Here is a 15,140-nt window from a genome sequence, read left to right as displayed (position 1 = left end):
CCGCACCCCCGCCGGACCCGGTAGTTGGCCGGCCGACGCCGCCCTTCAGGAGAGCCATGACCGCCGTTCCCCAGGCCCCCGTCCCGGACACCGAGCACGCCCCGGTGGCCGAGCAGTCCCCGGGGCGTCCGGCCGAGGCCCAGGTGCTGACGCCGCAGGAGGCCGGCCGCCGCGCCCGCGCGGTGGTCGAGGAGATCGAACGCGCCGTGGTCGGCAAGCCCGAGGCCCTCCGGCTGGTGATGCTGGGGGTGCTGGCCGGCGGCCACGTGCTGATCGAGGACCTGCCCGGGCTCGGCAAGACCCTGCTGGCCCGCTCGTTCGCCACCACCCTCGGCCTGGACTTCCGCCGGATCCAGTTCACCCCCGACCTGCTGCCCTCGGACGTCACCGGCGCGCCGTTCTACGACCGGCGCAGCGGCGAGATGGTCTTCCGCCCCGGGCCGCTCTTCACCCAGCTCCTGCTGGCCGACGAGATCAACCGCACCCCGCCGAAGACCCAGGCCGCGCTGCTGGAGGCGATGGCCGAGGGCCAGGTCTCCGTCGACGGCGCCACCCGCCGGCTGCCGCAGCCGTTCGTGGTGATCGCCACCGCCAACCCGATCGAGTACGAGGGCACCTACTCGCTGCCGGAGGCGCAGCTCGACCGCTTCCTGCTCCGGGTGCGGATGGGCTACCTCACCACCGGTCTGGAGGCCTCGATGCTCCGGGCCCGGCTGGACCGGGCGGTGCCCGAGCCGGTCCTGGAGACGGTCAGTAGTCCGGCCGAACTCCTCGCCATGCGGGCGGCGTTGGAGCGGGTCGAGGTCGACGACGACCTGGTCGACTATGTGATCGCGCTGGTCCACGCCACCCGCAACGACCCGCAGATCCAGGTCGGCGCCTCGCCCCGGGGCGGTCTCGCGCTGGTCCAGCTGGCCCGGGCCCGCGCGATGCTGGAGGGCCGCGACTACCTGACCCCGGAGGACGTCAAGGCGCTCGCCGTTCCGGCCCTGGCCCACCGCATCACCCTGACCCCGGAGTTGTGGGTGCGCCAGGTCGAGGCGGACGACGTGCTGGCGCGCCTGGTCGCCGCCGTCCCGGCGCCGCAGACCCTGCCGCGCGCGGCCGGCGGGCCGGGGAGCGGCCCGGTGGACGCCCCGGACGCCGCCCGGTGAACCCCGAGCCCTCCGCCGCCGACCGGCCCGGGCAGCAGGCCCGCCGGCTCGCCGCCCAGAGCGCGGGACCCGGCGGGCGCCCGGTACGGCGGCTCGCCGGCCCGGCCGCCGGCCCCGGTGCGCGCCCCGCCCGCGGCCGCCCGGCCCGGACCGTCCGGACCGGAGGGCCGACCGGTACGCGGTCCGGCCTGAGCGCCGGCCCGCGCACCGACCCGCGCACCGGCCCGGGCACCGCCCGGCGGACGGCCACCCGGGGCCCGGAGCAGGCCGCCGCGCGCCTGGTCGCCCGCAGCGCCCGGGCCACCGCGGCCGGCCTGCCGAGCACCCCGCCCTCCCCGCACTGGCGCCCCGGCGAGCGGACCCTGCGCCTGCTCACCGTCGCCACCGTCGCGGCCGTCGCCGCGCTGGCCACCGGCCACGCCTGGCTGCTCGCGCTGGCCGCGGGCCCGGCCGTCCTGCTCGCACTGGCAGCCCCGGGCACCGGCCGGCCGTCCCGGCTGGCCGCCGAGAACAGCGTCGAACCGAGCCGCTGCCTGGAGGGCGAGCCGATCACCGTACGGATCACCGTCCGCCACGACGGACGGATCGGCCGGCTCGACCCGGCCGTCGCCCTCGGCCCCGGCGTCGCCCTGACGGCGGTGACCGTCGGCGCCACCGAGGTCGACCTGGTGCTCCGGGCCGAACGCTGGGGCCGCTGGACCCTGGGCAGCGTCGACATCGACGTCTACGACGCCGGCGGTCTGGCCCGCCGGACGGTGCGCACCGACCTCGGCACGGTGGACGTCTTCCCGGTACCGAGCGCGGCCCGACTCACCCCGATCCCGGTACGGCTGCCCGAACGCCTCGGCGAGCACACCACCGCGCACGAGGGCACCGGCGTCGAGGTCGTCGGCGTGCGCCCGCACGTGCCCGGTGAGCGCCAGCGGCGCATCCACTGGCCGTCGACCACCCGCCGCGACGCCGTCCAGATCAACCAGTTCGCGGCGGAGCGGGCCGCCGACGCGGTCGTCCTGCTGGACACGCTGGCCGACTTCCTGGACGCGGCCACCGGCCGGTCCAGCCTCGACGAGACGCTGCGCGCGGCCGGCGGCCTGACCCGCGCCTACCTGCGCCGGCACGACCGGGTCGGCCTGATCGCGGTCGGCGGGAAGCTGCGCTGGCTCGCCGCGGGCAGCGGGGACCGGCACTTCTACCGGATGGTGGAGAGCGTGCTGGAGGTCCGCCAGGACCGGGGCCACCGCGGGCCCCTGGTGCCCCGGCTCCCGGCGGCGGCGCTGCCCGGCCACGCGCTGGTGTACGCCTTCACCTCGCTCGCCGACCAGCGCATCCTGGACGTGCTCGGCCAGGTCCGCGACCGCGGCAACCCGCTGGTCGTGGTGGAGGTCCCGGCCGGCGAACCGGCGGTGGAGCCCGGTGACGAGATCGGCGCGGTGGCCCTGCGGCTCTGGCACGCCGAACGCGAGGCGATGCGCTCGGCGCTGCGCGCCCGCGGCATCCCGGTGGCCCGCTACACCCCGGGCGAGGCGCTCGACCTGGCGCTCGCGCCACTGCTGCGCCGCCGGATCGGGGGAGGAGCCCGATGACCACCGTCGACGACACCCCGGCCGCTGCCCCGACCGCCGCCCCGACAACCGCCTCGGTCGCTGATTCGGTCGCTGCCGAGCCTGGGATCGCGCCCGCCGCCCGGTGGGTCGGGTGGGCCGAGCGGGCCGCACTGCGCTGCACGGGCGTCGCGCTGGCGCTCACCGCCGCCGGGGTCGGCGGCACCGTCGACGGCGCGGTGGACCGGTTCGGCCCGGTCGCCGCGGTCGTCGCCGCGGTCTTCGCCCTCTGGGCCGCCCCGCCGCTGGACGAGCCGCCGCGCCGCCCGCACAGCTGGCCCGGTCGGCTCGCCGCGTCGCGCAGCACCGTGCTGGCGGCCGGGAGCGTGCTGCTGGCCGCGCTGGGCGAGCCCCCGTTCGGCGGGATCGCGGCGGTGGCCGCGCTCCTGATCGGCTACCTGCTGCTGGTCGACGTCCTCGGCCCGCAGCGCGACCGCGTCCGGCCCGTGCACGCACTGGCCGCCCTCGCCGCGTCCGGCCTGGTCCTGTCCGTCGCCCTCGCGTCGACCGGCGCGGGGGAGTGGTCGCGCCCGATCGCCCTGGCCGGCCTGGCGGCCGCGGCCTGGGGCGTCACCCAGGCGCTCCGACCCCGGCCCGGCCCCCGACCCCGGCCCGGCCCCCGGGCACGGCCGGCGGAGCCGCACCCCGGCGACTGAGCGCCCGCGGGCCCGCGCCGGGTCGCCGGTCGCCCGGTGCCGGGGTGTTCCGCCGTCGCCGTGCGCGCCCCGGGACCGAGCCGGGTGGCCGTGTGCGGCGCTCCGGGCACCGGCCCGGGCCGGGCTGCGCCCCCCCCGCCTCGCCGGGCGCCGCTCGTGCGGGGTGCTCCGGTGCCCGGGGTCGCCGGTCGCCCGGTGCCGGGGTGTTCCGCCGTCGCCGTGCGCCCCCCGGTCGTGCGCCCCCCGCCCCGCCCCGCCGGGCGCCGCTCGTGCCGGATGGTCCGGTGCCCCGGGGGTCGCCCCGTGTGGGCCGAAGGTCGCGCGCTGGCTACGATCGGTGAGCACGGGGCAGAAGGATGCGCCGGGCCGCGCGGCCGGCGCACGGCGAGGAACACTGTGGGAGAGACGATGGCACACGCACGGGCCGGGCAGCAGGCGCAGCCGGACGACCTGGTGGACGTGGCACGGTTGGTGACGGCGTACTACACGCTGCACCCGGACCCGGAGGAGCCGGGCCAGCGGGTGGCGTTCGGCACCTCGGGGCACCGCGGCTCCTCGCTGGACGCCGCGTTCAACGAGGACCACATCGCCGCCACCACGCAGGCGATCTGCGAGTACCGGGTGGCCCAGGGGACCACCGGCCCGCTGTTCCTCGGCGCGGACACCCACGCCCTGTCCGAGCCGGCCCGGGCGACCGCCGTCGAGGTGCTGGCGGCCAACGGCGTCACCGTCCTGCTGGACAGCGCCGACGGCTACACCCCCACCCCGGCCGTCTCGCACGCGATCCTGGCCCACAACCGGCGCCACCCGCACGCACTGGCCGACGGCATCGTGGTGACGCCCTCCCACAACCCGCCGCGCGACGGCGGGTTCAAGTACAACCCGCCGAGCGGCGGTCCGGCCGGTTCGGAGGCCACCGGCTGGATCCAGGACCGCGCCAACGCCCTGATCCGGGACGGCCTGCGGGGCGTCAAGCGGGTGCCCTACGCCCGTGCCCTGGCCGCCGCGACCACCGGCCGCCACGACTACCTCACCGCCTACACCGAGGACCTGGTCTCGGTGCTGGACCTCGACGCGGTGCGGGCGGCGGGCCTGCGGATCGGCGCCGACCCGCTGGGCGGGGCGTCGGTCGCCTACTGGGGCCGGATCGCCGAGACGCACCGGCTGGACCTGACCGTCGTCAACCCGGTCACCGACCCGACCTGGCGGTTCATGACGCTGGACTGGGACGGCAAGATCCGGATGGACTGCTCCTCGCCGGCCGCGATGGCCTCGCTGATCGAGCGCCGGGACCGGTTCGCGATCGCCACCGGCAACGACGCGGACGCCGACCGCCACGGCATCGTGACGCCGGACGGCGGCCTGATGAACCCGAACCACTACCTGGCCGTCGCCGTCGACTACCTGTACCGCCACCGCGCCGACTGGCCGGTGGACGCGGCGGTGGGCAAGACGCTGGTGTCCTCCTCGATGCTGGACCGGGTCGCCGCCGACCTCAAGCGGGACCTCGTCGAGGTGCCGGTCGGCTTCAAGTGGTTCGTCGACGGGCTGCTGGAGGGCTCGATCGCGTTCGGCGGCGAGGAGTCGGCCGGGGCGTCGTTCCTGCGCCGCGACGGCGGGGTGTGGACCACCGACAAGGACGGCATCCTGCTGGCCCTGCTGGCCTCGGAGATCACCGCGGTGACCGGCCGCACGCCCAGCGAGTACTACCGCGACCTCACCGACCGTTTCGGCGCCCCCGCCTACGCCCGGGTGGACGCCCCGGCCGACCGCGAGCAGAAGGCGCTGCTGGCCCGGCTGTCGCCGGAGCAGGTCCGCGCCGGCGACCTGGCGGGCGAGGCGGTCACCGCCGTCCTCACCGAGGCGCCCGGCAACGGCGCCGCGATCGGCGGGATCAAGGTCTGCACCGAGAACGCCTGGTTCGCGGCCCGCCCCTCGGGCACCGAGGACGTCTACAAGATCTACGCCGAGTCCTTCCACGGCGCCGACCACCTCGCCCGGGTCCAGGCCGAGGCGCGCGAACTGGTCAACGAGGTCCTCGCGGGCCCGGCGGCCTGACCTCCCGCTCCGCACCTGCCGTTCCGCACCTGCCGCTTCGCGGCGCCGGGCCCCGGCCCGGCGCCGCGGGGAGCCGGCGGCCGTCCGGGGCTCAGGTCCCGGCGGTGGCGGGTTGCTCGGCGTCACCGAAGCGCGCCAGGGTCAGCGCGCCCAGGACCGCGGCGGCGAACCCGGCGACGGCGAGCGGCGTCGCGTCGTGACGGGTGTGGTCGCCGAGCAGCAGCACCCCGACGATCGCGGGGCCCAGGGTCTCGCCGAGCACCATCGCCGCCGTCGCGGCGGTGACCGACCCGCTCTGCATGGCCCAGGTGAGCGCGGTGAAGCCGCCCAGCCCGGCGACGGCGATCGCGTACGCCGAGGGTTCGCCGAACAGCTCCGGCAGCCGTGCCCCCGGCAGGACCCGGACCGCGACGCCCACCACCCCGAACTGCAGGCCGGCCACCAGGCCGAGCAGCGGGGCGCGCCGCGCCCCGGCCAGGTGGACCACCGCCCACCCCACGGCCGTCAGGGCGACCGAGACGAGCAGCACGCCCAGGCGCAGCGGCTGGTCGCCGGACCCGCGGCCGTCGTGTCCGGCGGTGAGCGCGAGGACGCAGAGCCCGGCACAGACCGAGGCCACCCCGATCCACTCGCTGCGCCGCAGCCGGATCCGCAGCACCCGGGACGCCCCCACGGCGGTGACGGCGAGGGCGGAGGCCAGGGCGGCCTCGACCTCGTAGAGCGGCAGCCGCTCCAGCGCGACCAGCTCGGCGGCGAACCCGAGCATGTCCATTCCGACACCCACCAGGAACGGCCACTGGCGGAACGCCCCGGCGAGCGCGGCGGCCTCGCCCGCGTGGTGGCCCACCGCGGCGCGGCGCGCGCCCACCGCCTGGAGGACGGTGGCCGAGCCGGTGAGGAGGGCGGCCAGGAGCGCCGCCAGCAGGCCGAGGAGCATGGGCCGACGCTACGGATCCGGGGCCGGGCGGGCGCCCGGCTCGCCGGTCGCGGGGTCCGGATCGCCGCCGCCGTCACCCGCCCGGACGTGCCCCGGTGTGACCGGGACGGACGGTCGGCCCGCCGCGTCCCGCGAGCGCGTCCCGCCGCGTGACACCGCTGATCGACGTACCGTCACACCGGCGCCTGACGATGTGTCGGCCGATCGGCGGGGGTCGACCGGCGGGTCTGTTTCCGGCCCGGTGACTGGTTGTCATGCGCAGATTCGACAGCAAGTTACTTTTCGGTAATCTCAGGGTGTCCCGCGGGTGAACCACCCGCCGCTCCCTGAAGGAACCTCACGTGCGCCTCCCCTGGTCCCGCCGGTCCGGCCGCCTCGTCCGCTCGGCCCTGGCCGTCGCCGCAGCCACCACCCTGTTCGCCGCCGTCCCGCCCCCGTCGGCCCTCGCGGCCCCCGCCGAGGGTGCCACCGCCGACGGGGGGACGGCCCACCTCGACGCCGTCGAGCGCGCGCTGCGCGAGGTGTCGCCCGGTCTGGAGGGCTCGGTCTGGGAGCGCACCGAGGGCAACGCGCTGGCCGGCGCCCCCGACGATCCGGCCGGCTGGCTGCTCCAGACGCCCGGCTGCTGGGGTGACGCCGGCTGCGCCGACCGCCGGGGCACCCGTGCGCTGCTGGCCAGGATGCAGGCGGACGTCGCCTCGGCCACCCGGACGGTCGACGTCTCCACCCTCGCGCCGTTCCCCAACGGCGGCTTCCAGGACGCGCTGGTGGCGGGGCTCAAGGCCTCGGTCGCGGCCGGCCACCGCCCCCAGGTGCGGATCCTGGTGGGCGCGGCACCGCTCTACAACGCCAACGTCCTCCCCTCCCGCTACCGCGACGAGCTGCTGGCCAGGCTCGGCCCCGCGGCCGGCTCGGTGACGCTGAACGTCGCCTCGATGACCACCTCCCGCACGGCGTTCTCCTGGAACCACTCCAAGCTGCTGGTGGTCGACGGCCGGAGCGTGATCGCCGGTGGCATCAACGGGTGGAAGGACGACTACCTGGACACCGCGCACCCCGTCTCGGACGTCGACCTCGCCCTGACCGGCCCGGCCGCCACCTCGGCCGCGCGCTACCTGGACACCCTGTGGGCGTGGACCTGCGGCCGCACCGGCCTGTTCGACAACGCGTGGTTCGCCTCCTCCGACGGCGGTGCCTGCCGGCCCTCGATGGAGCGGGACACCAACCCCGCCGCGCCCGCCACCGGCAGCGTTCCGGTGATCGCCGTCGGCGGCCTGGGTGTCGGCGTCAAGGCCGCGGACCCCGCCTCGGCCTACCGGCCCGCCCCGGTCGCCGGGGTCTCCGAGACCCAGTGCGGTCCGCTGGCCCTGCACGACAACACCAACGCCGACCGCGACTACGAGACGGTCAATCCCGAGGAGAACGCCCTGCGCGCGCTCGTCGGCAGTGCGAGCAGCCACATCGAGATCTCCCAGCAGGACATGAACGGCACCTGCCCGCCGCTGCCGCGCTACGACGCCCGGCTCTACGACCTGCTGGCCGCCAAGCTGGTGGCCGGGGTCAAGGTGCGGATCGTGGTCAGCGACCCGGCGAACCGGGGCACGGTCGGCAGCGGGGGCTACTCGCAGATCAAGTCGCTCTCCGAGGTCTCCGACGTGCTGCGGGCCCGGCTGACCCGGCTGACCGGCGACCCGGCGAAGGCGGGCGCCGCGCTCTGCGGCAACCTCCAGCTCGCGTCCTTCCGCGCCGCGCCGACCGCCACCTGGGCGGACGGGCACCCGTACGCGCTGCACCACAAGCTGGTCGCGGTCGACGGCTCGGCCTTCTACATCGGGTCGAAGAACCTCTACCCGGCCTGGCTGCAGGACTTCGGCTACGTGGTCGAGGACAAGGGTGCGGCGGCCCAGCTGGACCGCGACCTGCTGGCGCCGGAGTGGACGTACTCGCAGGCCGCCGCGACCGTCGACTGGACGACCGGGCTCTGCCGGGCTTGATCCTCGGGCCCCGGGACCACATCTGACGGTCGGTTCGCGCCCGCCCGCCCCCGCCCCGCCGGCGGGTGGCCCCGGCCCCGGGCGGTCAGCCGGCGTCCCGGTGCCCGGGCGCGCCCTCGGTCCACCGGTCCTGGACGGGCTCCCGACCGCGGCAGGGGAGGTGCCGGTTCAACGCGTCGCCGCAGTTGGCGGCCACCGCGCGGCGCAGCAGGGCGGTCAGCCGGGCGGTGACCGGGCGGACCAGCCCGAGCAAGAGGGCGATGGCCCGGCGGTCGAGGCGTTCGACGGCCGCGGCCAGGGCTCGGCCGCCGTGCACCAGAGCGGTACAGGTCAGGGCGGTGCGGTGGGCGGCATGGTGCGAGAGTCTGCGGAACCGGTTCACGTGGATGCAACATTCCGGCCACCCGGCCGGTTCTGGCCGGTTTCCCCTCCCTGGTGGCGAACGATTCGGCACGCGCCTCCCCCCGTACCCGGCCCGCCGTGGCGCACGCGGTGGCGCGTGCGCTGGCGCGACGGTGGCGCGAGCGGCGGCCGGCGGCTCGCATCCGCCGTCCTGGAGCTCAGCCGCCCTGGAGCGTGCCCGCCTCCTGGCGGATCAGCTCGCGCAGCGCCGCCAGCCGGGGCCGGCCGTCGTCGAGCCGCCACTGCATCTCCAGCGGCAGGGTGGCCCGGCCGGCGAGCGGGACGGTGACCACCTCCTCGGTGAGGTGACCGGTCATCGAGCGGGGGACGAGCGAGAACGCCCGGTTCTGGGAGAGCAGGTAGAGCCGTGAGCCGACGATGCGCGGCGGGCTCACCAGGACCGGCGGCTCCACGCCGTGCTCGGAGCAGAGTCCGAGGACGTGGTCGTAGTAGCGCGGGTGCTGCTCGCGGGGCCAGAGCAGCAGCGGGAGGTCCCGCAGCTCGGACAGCCGGACGGCGTCGCGCCCGGCCAGCGGGTGGTCGCGGCCCAGCGCGACCCGGACGGGCTCGTCGGCGAGGGTCTCCCGCCGGTAGCCGGGCATCTCGTCGAGGAAGCGGCCCAGGCCGATGTCGGCCAGCTCGGCGGCCAGCGTCGAGGAGACGCGGCCGGTGTCGACGGCGAGCTCCGCGGTGTCCAGCGCGGGCAGTTCGCGCTCGGCCCGGCTGACCACGGCGGGCAGCAGCCGGTTCATCACGCTGGGGGAGGCGACGATCCGGGCGGTGCCCGTCCGCGCCTCCTCGTGCAGCCGGACCCGGGCGAGCAGGGCGGCGGCCTGGCCGAGGAGCCGGGCGCTCTCGTCGGCCATCACCTCGCCCGCCGGGGTGAGGGCGACGGCCCGGCGGCTGCGGTCGAAGAGCTCGACGCCGACCGCCCGCTCCAGCCGGGCGACCTCCTGACTGACCGTCGGCTGCGAGATGTGCAGGCGCTCGGCGGCGCGGCCGAAGTGCAGACCGTCGGCGACCGCGAGGAAGACTTCGAGCTGACGCAAGGTGAATCCCATAGTCGAAACCCTATGGGAAGGCCCGGTACTCCTTCTGGATCCCGATGCGAACCGTCCCTAGGCTGACCGGAACTGCCACAGCGTGGTGGCATCCCAGAGAGAGTTCGTGCCTCCCATGAGCGGACTGCCCATCCGGATCTCCGACGACGTCGCCCGGGCCGTCGCCGACGGCGCGCCCGTCGTCGCCCTGGAGTCGACCATCTTCACGCACGGCCTTCCGCGGCCCCGCAACCTGGAGGTCGCGCTGGAGGCGGAGGAGCGGTTGCGAGCCGCCGGGGTCGTCCCGGCGACGATCGGCGTCTTCGCCGGGGTGCCCACCGTGGGACTCGGCCCGGACCAGATCAAGGAACTGTCCGAGTCGGACGACCTGGACAAGGCGAGCCTGCGCGACCTGCCGGTGGTCGCCGCGCTGGGCCGGCACGGCGGGACGACCGTCGCGGCCACCGCCTTCCTCGCCCACCGGGCGGGGATCCGGGTCTTCTCCACCGGCGGCCTGGGCGGCGTGCACTTCGGCGCGGCCGAGAGCTTCGACGAGTCCGCCGACCTCACCACGCTGGCCGCCACGCCCGTCACCGTGATCAGCGCGGGCGTGAAGTCGATCCTGGACATCCGGGCCACCCTGGAGCGCTTCGAGACGCTCAACATCCCCGTCATCGGCTACCGGACGCGCCGGTACCCCGGCTTCTACGTCACCGACTCCGGGCACGAGATCGCCTACCGGGTGGACTCCCCGGAGGAGGCCGCGCGGATCATCGCGGCCCGGGACGGGCTGGAGCTGCCCCAGGCCGTGCTGATCGCCAACCCGGTGGACCCGGCCGAGCAGTTGCCGCCCCAGGAGCTCGACGCGCTGCTGACCAGGGCCTGGGCCGAGGCCGAGCGCCGGGGCATCACCGGCAACGCCTCGACGCCGTTCCTGCTCGACTTCATCCAGCGCGACACGCAGGGCCGCAGCCTGGACGTCAACGTCGCGGTCTACCGGGGCAACGTCCTCCTCGGCGGCCGGATCGCCGCCGCGCTGGCGGCGCTGCGGGGCGGGGAGTAGCGCCGGTGATCGAGGTACTCGGGGTACTCGGCGACCTCGTCGAGGACGTCGTCGTCTGGGTCGACGGGCCGCTGCGGCACGGCACCGACTCCACGGCCAGGGTCTTCCGGCGGCGCGGCGGCAGCGCGGCGAACGTCGCGGGATTCGCCGCCGGGCAGTGGCCCGCACGGTTCCTCGGCTGCGTCGGCGACGACCCGGCGGGGGACGCTCTGGTCGCCGAACTGACGGGCCACGGCGTCGACGTACGGGTCGTCAGGCGGGGGCAGACGGGCAGCATCGTCGTCCTCGTCGACGACGCCGGGGAGCGGACGATGCTCCCCGACCGGGGCGCGGCCACCCTGCTGGACACCGTGCCGGACGAGTGGCTCGCCGGTCTGACCCACCTGCACGTGCCCGCCTACTCCTTCGACGGGGAGCCGGTCGGGAGCGCGGCGGCCGACGCCCTGCGGCGGGTGCGCCGGGCGGGCGGCACCACCTCGCTCGACGCCTCCTCGACCGGCATGCTCGCCGGCTTCGGCCGAGAGCGCTTCCTCGCCCTGGCCGCCGGGTTGACGCCCACCCTGCTGTTCGCCAACCAGGAGGAGGCCGCCTTCCTCGGGCTTCTGGTGGAGGGCCGGCCCGGCCCGGAGCGGGCCCGGCTGGCGGGCACCACGGTGGTCACCAAGGCCGGCGCGGCGGCGACCACCGTGGACGCGCCCGGGCGGGCCCCCTTCGCGGTGCCCGTCCCGCCGGTCGGCGAGGTCCGCGACCTCACCGGCGCCGGCGACGCGTTCGCCGCGGGCTTCCTGGCCGGCTTCCTGGCCGAGGTCGGCCTGCGCGAGGCCACCGCGCGCGGCCACCGCTGCGCCGCCAGGGTGCTGGCCTCGCCCGGGGCGTCCTTCGGCCCCCGCTGACCCGCCCGCCGCCGGTCGGCGGGGGCGGCCCGGATACCATTCCCCCCGTGTCGGTCAACATAGAACTCGCCCTCTTCGTCGACGGCCTCACCGGCCGGGAGCAGGCGTGGGAGGTGGTGCACGCCCTCGCCGCCGTGCTGCGGGACGAGCGGATCGACGACGAGGTGCGGATCGGCGTGGGCGAGCTGGACGGGGAGTTCATCGTCTCGGGCGAGAGCGAGTACCCGCTGGTCATCACCCGCTTCTACGCCTGGCGGCCGGCGTTCGAGCGCGCCGTCACCGAGGCCGTCGGGAAGGTCGCGCCGCACGCCCGCCCGGCCGTCGAGTGGGGCTACCCGGACGAGCGCTGAGCGGACGGGCACGGGCTGACACGCCCACGGACGGCGCAGAGTCCGGCGCCGCGCACGGCCGGTCCGATAGGGATGGCTCGTCCATCGCCGATCCGCGATGGCTCGTCCCCCGCCGATCCGAAAGGCCGACCCATGCTCCCGCTCAGCCCGATGCCGAAGCCGCTCCGCCACGCCGTCCGCGCGGCCGGTGCCGTCCTGCTGCTCGCCGCTCCGCTGCTGGCCGCCCACCCGGCGGCCGCCGAAGGCCCGAAGACGCCCCAGGAGGCCGCCGTCTGCCGCGGCGTGGTGGGCACCCTGGTCGGCGGATCCCTGCTGTTCGGCCCGGGCGGCGTCAACGCGGTCTGCGCCGTCCAGCCCGAGAAGAGCCCGGCCGCCGACCTTTCCTGACCCCGGCCCGGGGCCCGCCGCCGCAGCTCCGATACCGGGGTGCGGAGCTGCGGCGCCGTCGTGGATACTGATCGCCGCGCAGGAGGGACGCCCTGGGTCTCTCGGCGTCCTCTGGACCGGCGCACCACCAGAACGTCACCCCAGGGGGATCAACTTTGTCGTTCCACCGTCGCGTTGGCATAGCCATCGCCGTCGCCTGCTCGGCCGGCGCGGGAACCGCGCTGCCTTCGGTCGCGCAGGCCGAGACCGCCGTGCTCTACGTGGACAACAGCACCACCGCGCACTGCTCGGACGCCGGGGCCGGCACCCAGGCCCAGCCGTACTGCGGGATCCAGGCCGCCGCGGACGCGGCCCAGCCGGGGCAGACCGTCCAGATCGCCCCGAACCGCACCTACCAGGGCATGATCACGGTCAGGCGCTCGGGCCTGCCCGGCAAGCCGATCGTCTTCAAGGCCGACATTCCCTACAAGGTTCCGGCGACGGGCGTCGAGGTCGGTCAGCAGGACGGGCCGGACGCCCCCGGCTACGGCTTCCTGATCTCGGGCGTGCACGACGTCACCGTGACGGGCCTGCAGATCATGGCCCCGCAGGAGGGCGTGCTCGTCAAGGACTCCGAGCGGATCGTCCTGGACCGCACCATCGTGGGCGGGGGCAGCGGCGGCGCGGCCCAGCCGGGTCCGGCCGTCCGGATCACCGGCCACAGCGCCGGCGTCACGGTGAGCCGCAGCCAGATCGCCTCGGCCGGCCCGATCGGCGTGGCGGTCGAGGCCGGGGTGACGGGCACCGTCCTCACCACCAACCGGGTGACCGAGACCGAGGGCCGGGGCGTGCTGGTCACCGACGCCCCCGGCACCGTCGTGGTCGGCAACACCTTCGGGCGGAACTGCCTGAGCGACATCGAGTTCGCGGGCAACTCCTCCGGCGCGACCGTCGAGAACAACGTGCTGGCGAAGCGTCCGGCGGACTGGTGCGGCGGAGTACCGGTCTCCTCGGTCGCGCTGACGGTGTCGGCGGGCTCGACCCAGGGCACCAAGGTCGACTACAACAGCGTCCAGCCCGCGCCGGGCGCCGCCGCCTACGCGTGGGGCGGCACCTCCTACGCGACGCCGGAGGCCTTCCGCGCCACCGGCCAGGGCGCCCACGACAACGGGGCCGATCCGGCCTTCTCCCCGTGGGCCACGGACTACCGGCCGGTCGCGGTCGAGGGCCTGACGGACGCCGCCGACGCCTCGGCTCCCGGCACCCTGGACACCGACCTCTACGGAGACCCGCGCGCCGACCACCCGAAGATCGCCAACACCGGTACCGGCAACGGCTACCAGGACCGCGGCGCCGTGGAGCTGCAGGACACCATGTCCGTCATGGTGTCGGCGCTGCCCTACTCGACCACCGGGCACCCGCTGAACGCCCGGGCCACGGTCTGGTACACCCCCGGCTGGGCACCGGTCGGCGCCACCCTGGACTTCGGTGACGGCACCGCGCCGGTCCCGGTGACCTCGGGCAACATCACCATCGACCACGACTACCCGGCCGGCGGCAGCTACACCCTGACGCTCACCGCGACCAGCGAGACCGGCCTGGTCCGCACCTCCACCGGGACGGTGAAGCTGGCCCCGGTGGGCGAGCTCCGCCCGTCCTTCGGGGTGTACCAGCCCGATCGCACCGTCGCCCAGGTCACCGTCACGGACCGGACCGTCAGCCCCTGGCCGGTGGCCCGCTACGTCATCGACTTCGGTGACGGCACGGCCCCGGCCGTCAGCGAGGGACCGACCCCGCCGAGCGGTGTCACCCACGAGTACGGCGTGGCCGGCTCGTACACCGTCACCGAGACCGTCGTCGACGACCACGGCCGGACCGCGAGCACCGGGACCCAGCAGAACGTCGCCGGTCCGCAGGCCGGCGTGCCGTTCGCCGGCTACTTCGGCGGCCCCACCAGCCACGTCGGGCTCTTCGACAAGGGCCGTTGGGCGCTCTCCTACCAGAAGGCCTCCGGCCAGGCGAACCTGGTCTGGAGCCTCGGGGACCCGGGTGACCTTCCGGTGGTCGGCGCCTGGGACAACACCTGCCGGTGCCAGTCCGGCATCTACCGTCCGAGCACCGGCACCTTCGCCCTGCAGCACTCCGACAAGTCCGTCTCCACGGTCCAGTTCGGGGAGCCGGGCGACCTCCCGGTCGTCGGTGCCTGGGACCGCGACAACCACGACCAGCTGGCCATCTTCCGTCCGAGCACCAGCACCCTCGCGGTGCGGCACGACAACGGCAGCGTCTCCACCATGGGCTTCGGCGACCAGGGCGACCTTCCGGTGGTGGGTGACTGGGACGGCGTGCACCACGCCCAGTTCGGCGTCTTCCGCCCCGGGCGGAACGAGGGCGACCCGAACCTGTTCATCCTGCGGCACGACGACGGCAGCGTCTCCACCGCCGCCTACGGCGTCAAGGGTGACCTTCCGGTGGTCGGCGACTGGCTGGGCCGGGGCCGGACGACCTTCGGGATCTTCCGTCCGAGCAGCCACGTCTTCGCCCTGAGCAACGCCTACGGCGGGCAGGGCGACTCGGTGTTCACGATCTACGGCTGATCCGGGCAGTGCCGGCGGAGGGCCGGGGC

General features: G+C 75.9%; 13 protein-coding genes. 10 read left to right on the top strand and 3 right to left on the bottom strand.

The features are described from left to right. Window positions 1-56: 56 nt before the first annotated feature. The 4 genes from ACIF6L_RS15525 (at window position 57) to pgm (ending at window position 5,469) form a co-directional block, all read left to right on the top strand. Window positions 57-1,154, top strand: coding sequence for an AAA family ATPase (locus ACIF6L_RS15525; protein ID WP_396487384.1), 1,098 nt, complete (start codon window positions 57-59; stop codon window positions 1,152-1,154). Further along, window positions 1,151-2,737 carry a DUF58 domain-containing protein gene (locus ACIF6L_RS15520; RefSeq protein ID WP_396487382.1) on the top strand — a complete coding sequence of 529 codons (1,587 nt, stop codon included), beginning with the start codon at window positions 1,151-1,153 and terminating at the stop codon, window positions 2,735-2,737. The genes ACIF6L_RS15525 and ACIF6L_RS15520 overlap by 4 nt, the downstream gene beginning before the upstream one ends. Beyond that, on the top strand, window positions 2,734-3,411 hold the full coding sequence (locus ACIF6L_RS15515) for a hypothetical protein (RefSeq protein ID WP_396487380.1): 678 nt from the start codon (window positions 2,734-2,736) through the stop codon (window positions 3,409-3,411). Before ACIF6L_RS15520 ends, ACIF6L_RS15515 begins: the two co-directional genes overlap by 4 nt. A 408-nt stretch (window positions 3,412-3,819) precedes the next feature. Further along, window positions 3,820-5,469: a phosphoglucomutase (alpha-D-glucose-1,6-bisphosphate-dependent) gene (gene pgm / locus ACIF6L_RS15510; RefSeq protein ID WP_396487378.1), complete on the top strand. Its 1,650-nt coding sequence runs from the start codon at window positions 3,820-3,822 to the stop codon at window positions 5,467-5,469. Window positions 5,470-5,560: 91 nt separating this feature from the next. Here the strand turns inward: pgm and ACIF6L_RS15505 are convergent, their stop codons facing one another. Beyond that, entirely contained in the window at window positions 5,561-6,406 is an 846-nt protein-coding gene (locus ACIF6L_RS15505) for a hypothetical protein (RefSeq protein ID WP_396487376.1), read from the bottom strand. Window positions 6,407-6,747: 341 nt separating this feature from the next. Here ACIF6L_RS15505 and ACIF6L_RS15500 point away from each other — a divergent pair, with 341 nt between their 5' ends. Next, the gene (locus ACIF6L_RS15500; RefSeq protein WP_396487374.1) at window positions 6,748-8,400 is read left to right on the top strand and encodes a phospholipase; all 1,653 of its coding nucleotides are present in this window, start codon (window positions 6,748-6,750) and stop codon (window positions 8,398-8,400) included. Window positions 8,401-8,485: 85 nt separating this feature from the next. Here ACIF6L_RS15500 and ACIF6L_RS15495 read toward each other — a convergent pair whose 3' ends face one another. After that, complete coding sequence (locus ACIF6L_RS15495; RefSeq protein ID WP_359804767.1) at window positions 8,486-8,782, bottom strand: hypothetical protein; 297 nt, start codon at window positions 8,780-8,782, stop codon at window positions 8,486-8,488. Between the two features lie 178 nt (window positions 8,783-8,960). After that, entirely contained in the window at window positions 8,961-9,863 is a 903-nt protein-coding gene (locus ACIF6L_RS15490; RefSeq protein WP_396487372.1) for a LysR substrate-binding domain-containing protein, read from the bottom strand. A 115-nt stretch (window positions 9,864-9,978) separates the two neighbouring features. On the opposite strand from ACIF6L_RS15490, the gene ACIF6L_RS15485 reads away from it, so the two are divergent. From ACIF6L_RS15485 to ACIF6L_RS15465, 5 genes are all read left to right on the top strand, one after another. Then, window positions 9,979-10,905: a pseudouridine-5'-phosphate glycosidase gene (locus ACIF6L_RS15485; RefSeq protein WP_396487370.1), complete on the top strand. Its 927-nt coding sequence runs from the start codon at window positions 9,979-9,981 to the stop codon at window positions 10,903-10,905. A 5-nt stretch (window positions 10,906-10,910) separates the two neighbouring features. After that, window positions 10,911-11,798, top strand: a complete 888-nt coding sequence (locus ACIF6L_RS15480) for a PfkB family carbohydrate kinase (RefSeq protein ID WP_359839509.1) — start codon at window positions 10,911-10,913, stop codon at window positions 11,796-11,798. A 47-nt stretch (window positions 11,799-11,845) separates the two neighbouring features. Beyond that, complete coding sequence (locus tag ACIF6L_RS15475; protein ID WP_329491442.1) at window positions 11,846-12,148, top strand: hypothetical protein; 303 nt, start codon at window positions 11,846-11,848, stop codon at window positions 12,146-12,148. 150 nt (window positions 12,149-12,298) lie between these two features. After that, window positions 12,299-12,535, top strand: a complete 237-nt coding sequence (locus ACIF6L_RS15470; RefSeq protein ID WP_396487369.1) for a hypothetical protein — start codon at window positions 12,299-12,301, stop codon at window positions 12,533-12,535. Between the two features lie 155 nt (window positions 12,536-12,690). Beyond that, window positions 12,691-15,111: a PKD domain-containing protein gene (locus ACIF6L_RS15465; protein WP_396487367.1), complete on the top strand. Its 2,421-nt coding sequence runs from the start codon at window positions 12,691-12,693 to the stop codon at window positions 15,109-15,111. Window positions 15,112-15,140 lie beyond the last annotated feature (29 nt).

The sequence above is a fragment of the Kitasatospora sp. NPDC086009 genome (assembly GCF_044540385.1).
Taxonomy (GTDB): Bacteria; Actinomycetota; Actinomycetes; order Streptomycetales; family Streptomycetaceae; genus Kitasatospora.
Note: the sequence above shows the minus strand (reverse complement) of the source record. Positions and strands in the feature narration are given on the sequence as shown.

What these genes read in the sequence shown, in the direction of transcription:
- ACIF6L_RS15485 (WP_396487370.1), top strand. Translation starts at nt 9,979, where the DNA reads ATGAGCGGACTGCCCATCCGGATCTCCGACGACGTCGCCCGGGCCGTC.
- ACIF6L_RS15490 (WP_396487372.1), bottom strand. Translation starts at nt 9,863, where the DNA reads ATGGGATTCACCTTGCGTCAGCTCGAAGTCTTCCTCGCGGTCGCCGAC.
- ACIF6L_RS15470 (WP_396487369.1), top strand. Translation starts at nt 12,299, where the DNA reads ATGCCGAAGCCGCTCCGCCACGCCGTCCGCGCGGCCGGTGCCGTCCTG.
- pgm (WP_396487378.1), top strand. Translation starts at nt 3,820, where the DNA reads ATGGCACACGCACGGGCCGGGCAGCAGGCGCAGCCGGACGACCTGGTG.
- ACIF6L_RS15515 (WP_396487380.1), top strand. Translation starts at nt 2,734, where the DNA reads ATGACCACCGTCGACGACACCCCGGCCGCTGCCCCGACCGCCGCCCCG.
- ACIF6L_RS15505 (WP_396487376.1), bottom strand. Translation starts at nt 6,406, where the DNA reads ATGCTCCTCGGCCTGCTGGCGGCGCTCCTGGCCGCCCTCCTCACCGGC.
- ACIF6L_RS15525 (WP_396487384.1), top strand. Translation starts at nt 57, where the DNA reads ATGACCGCCGTTCCCCAGGCCCCCGTCCCGGACACCGAGCACGCCCCG.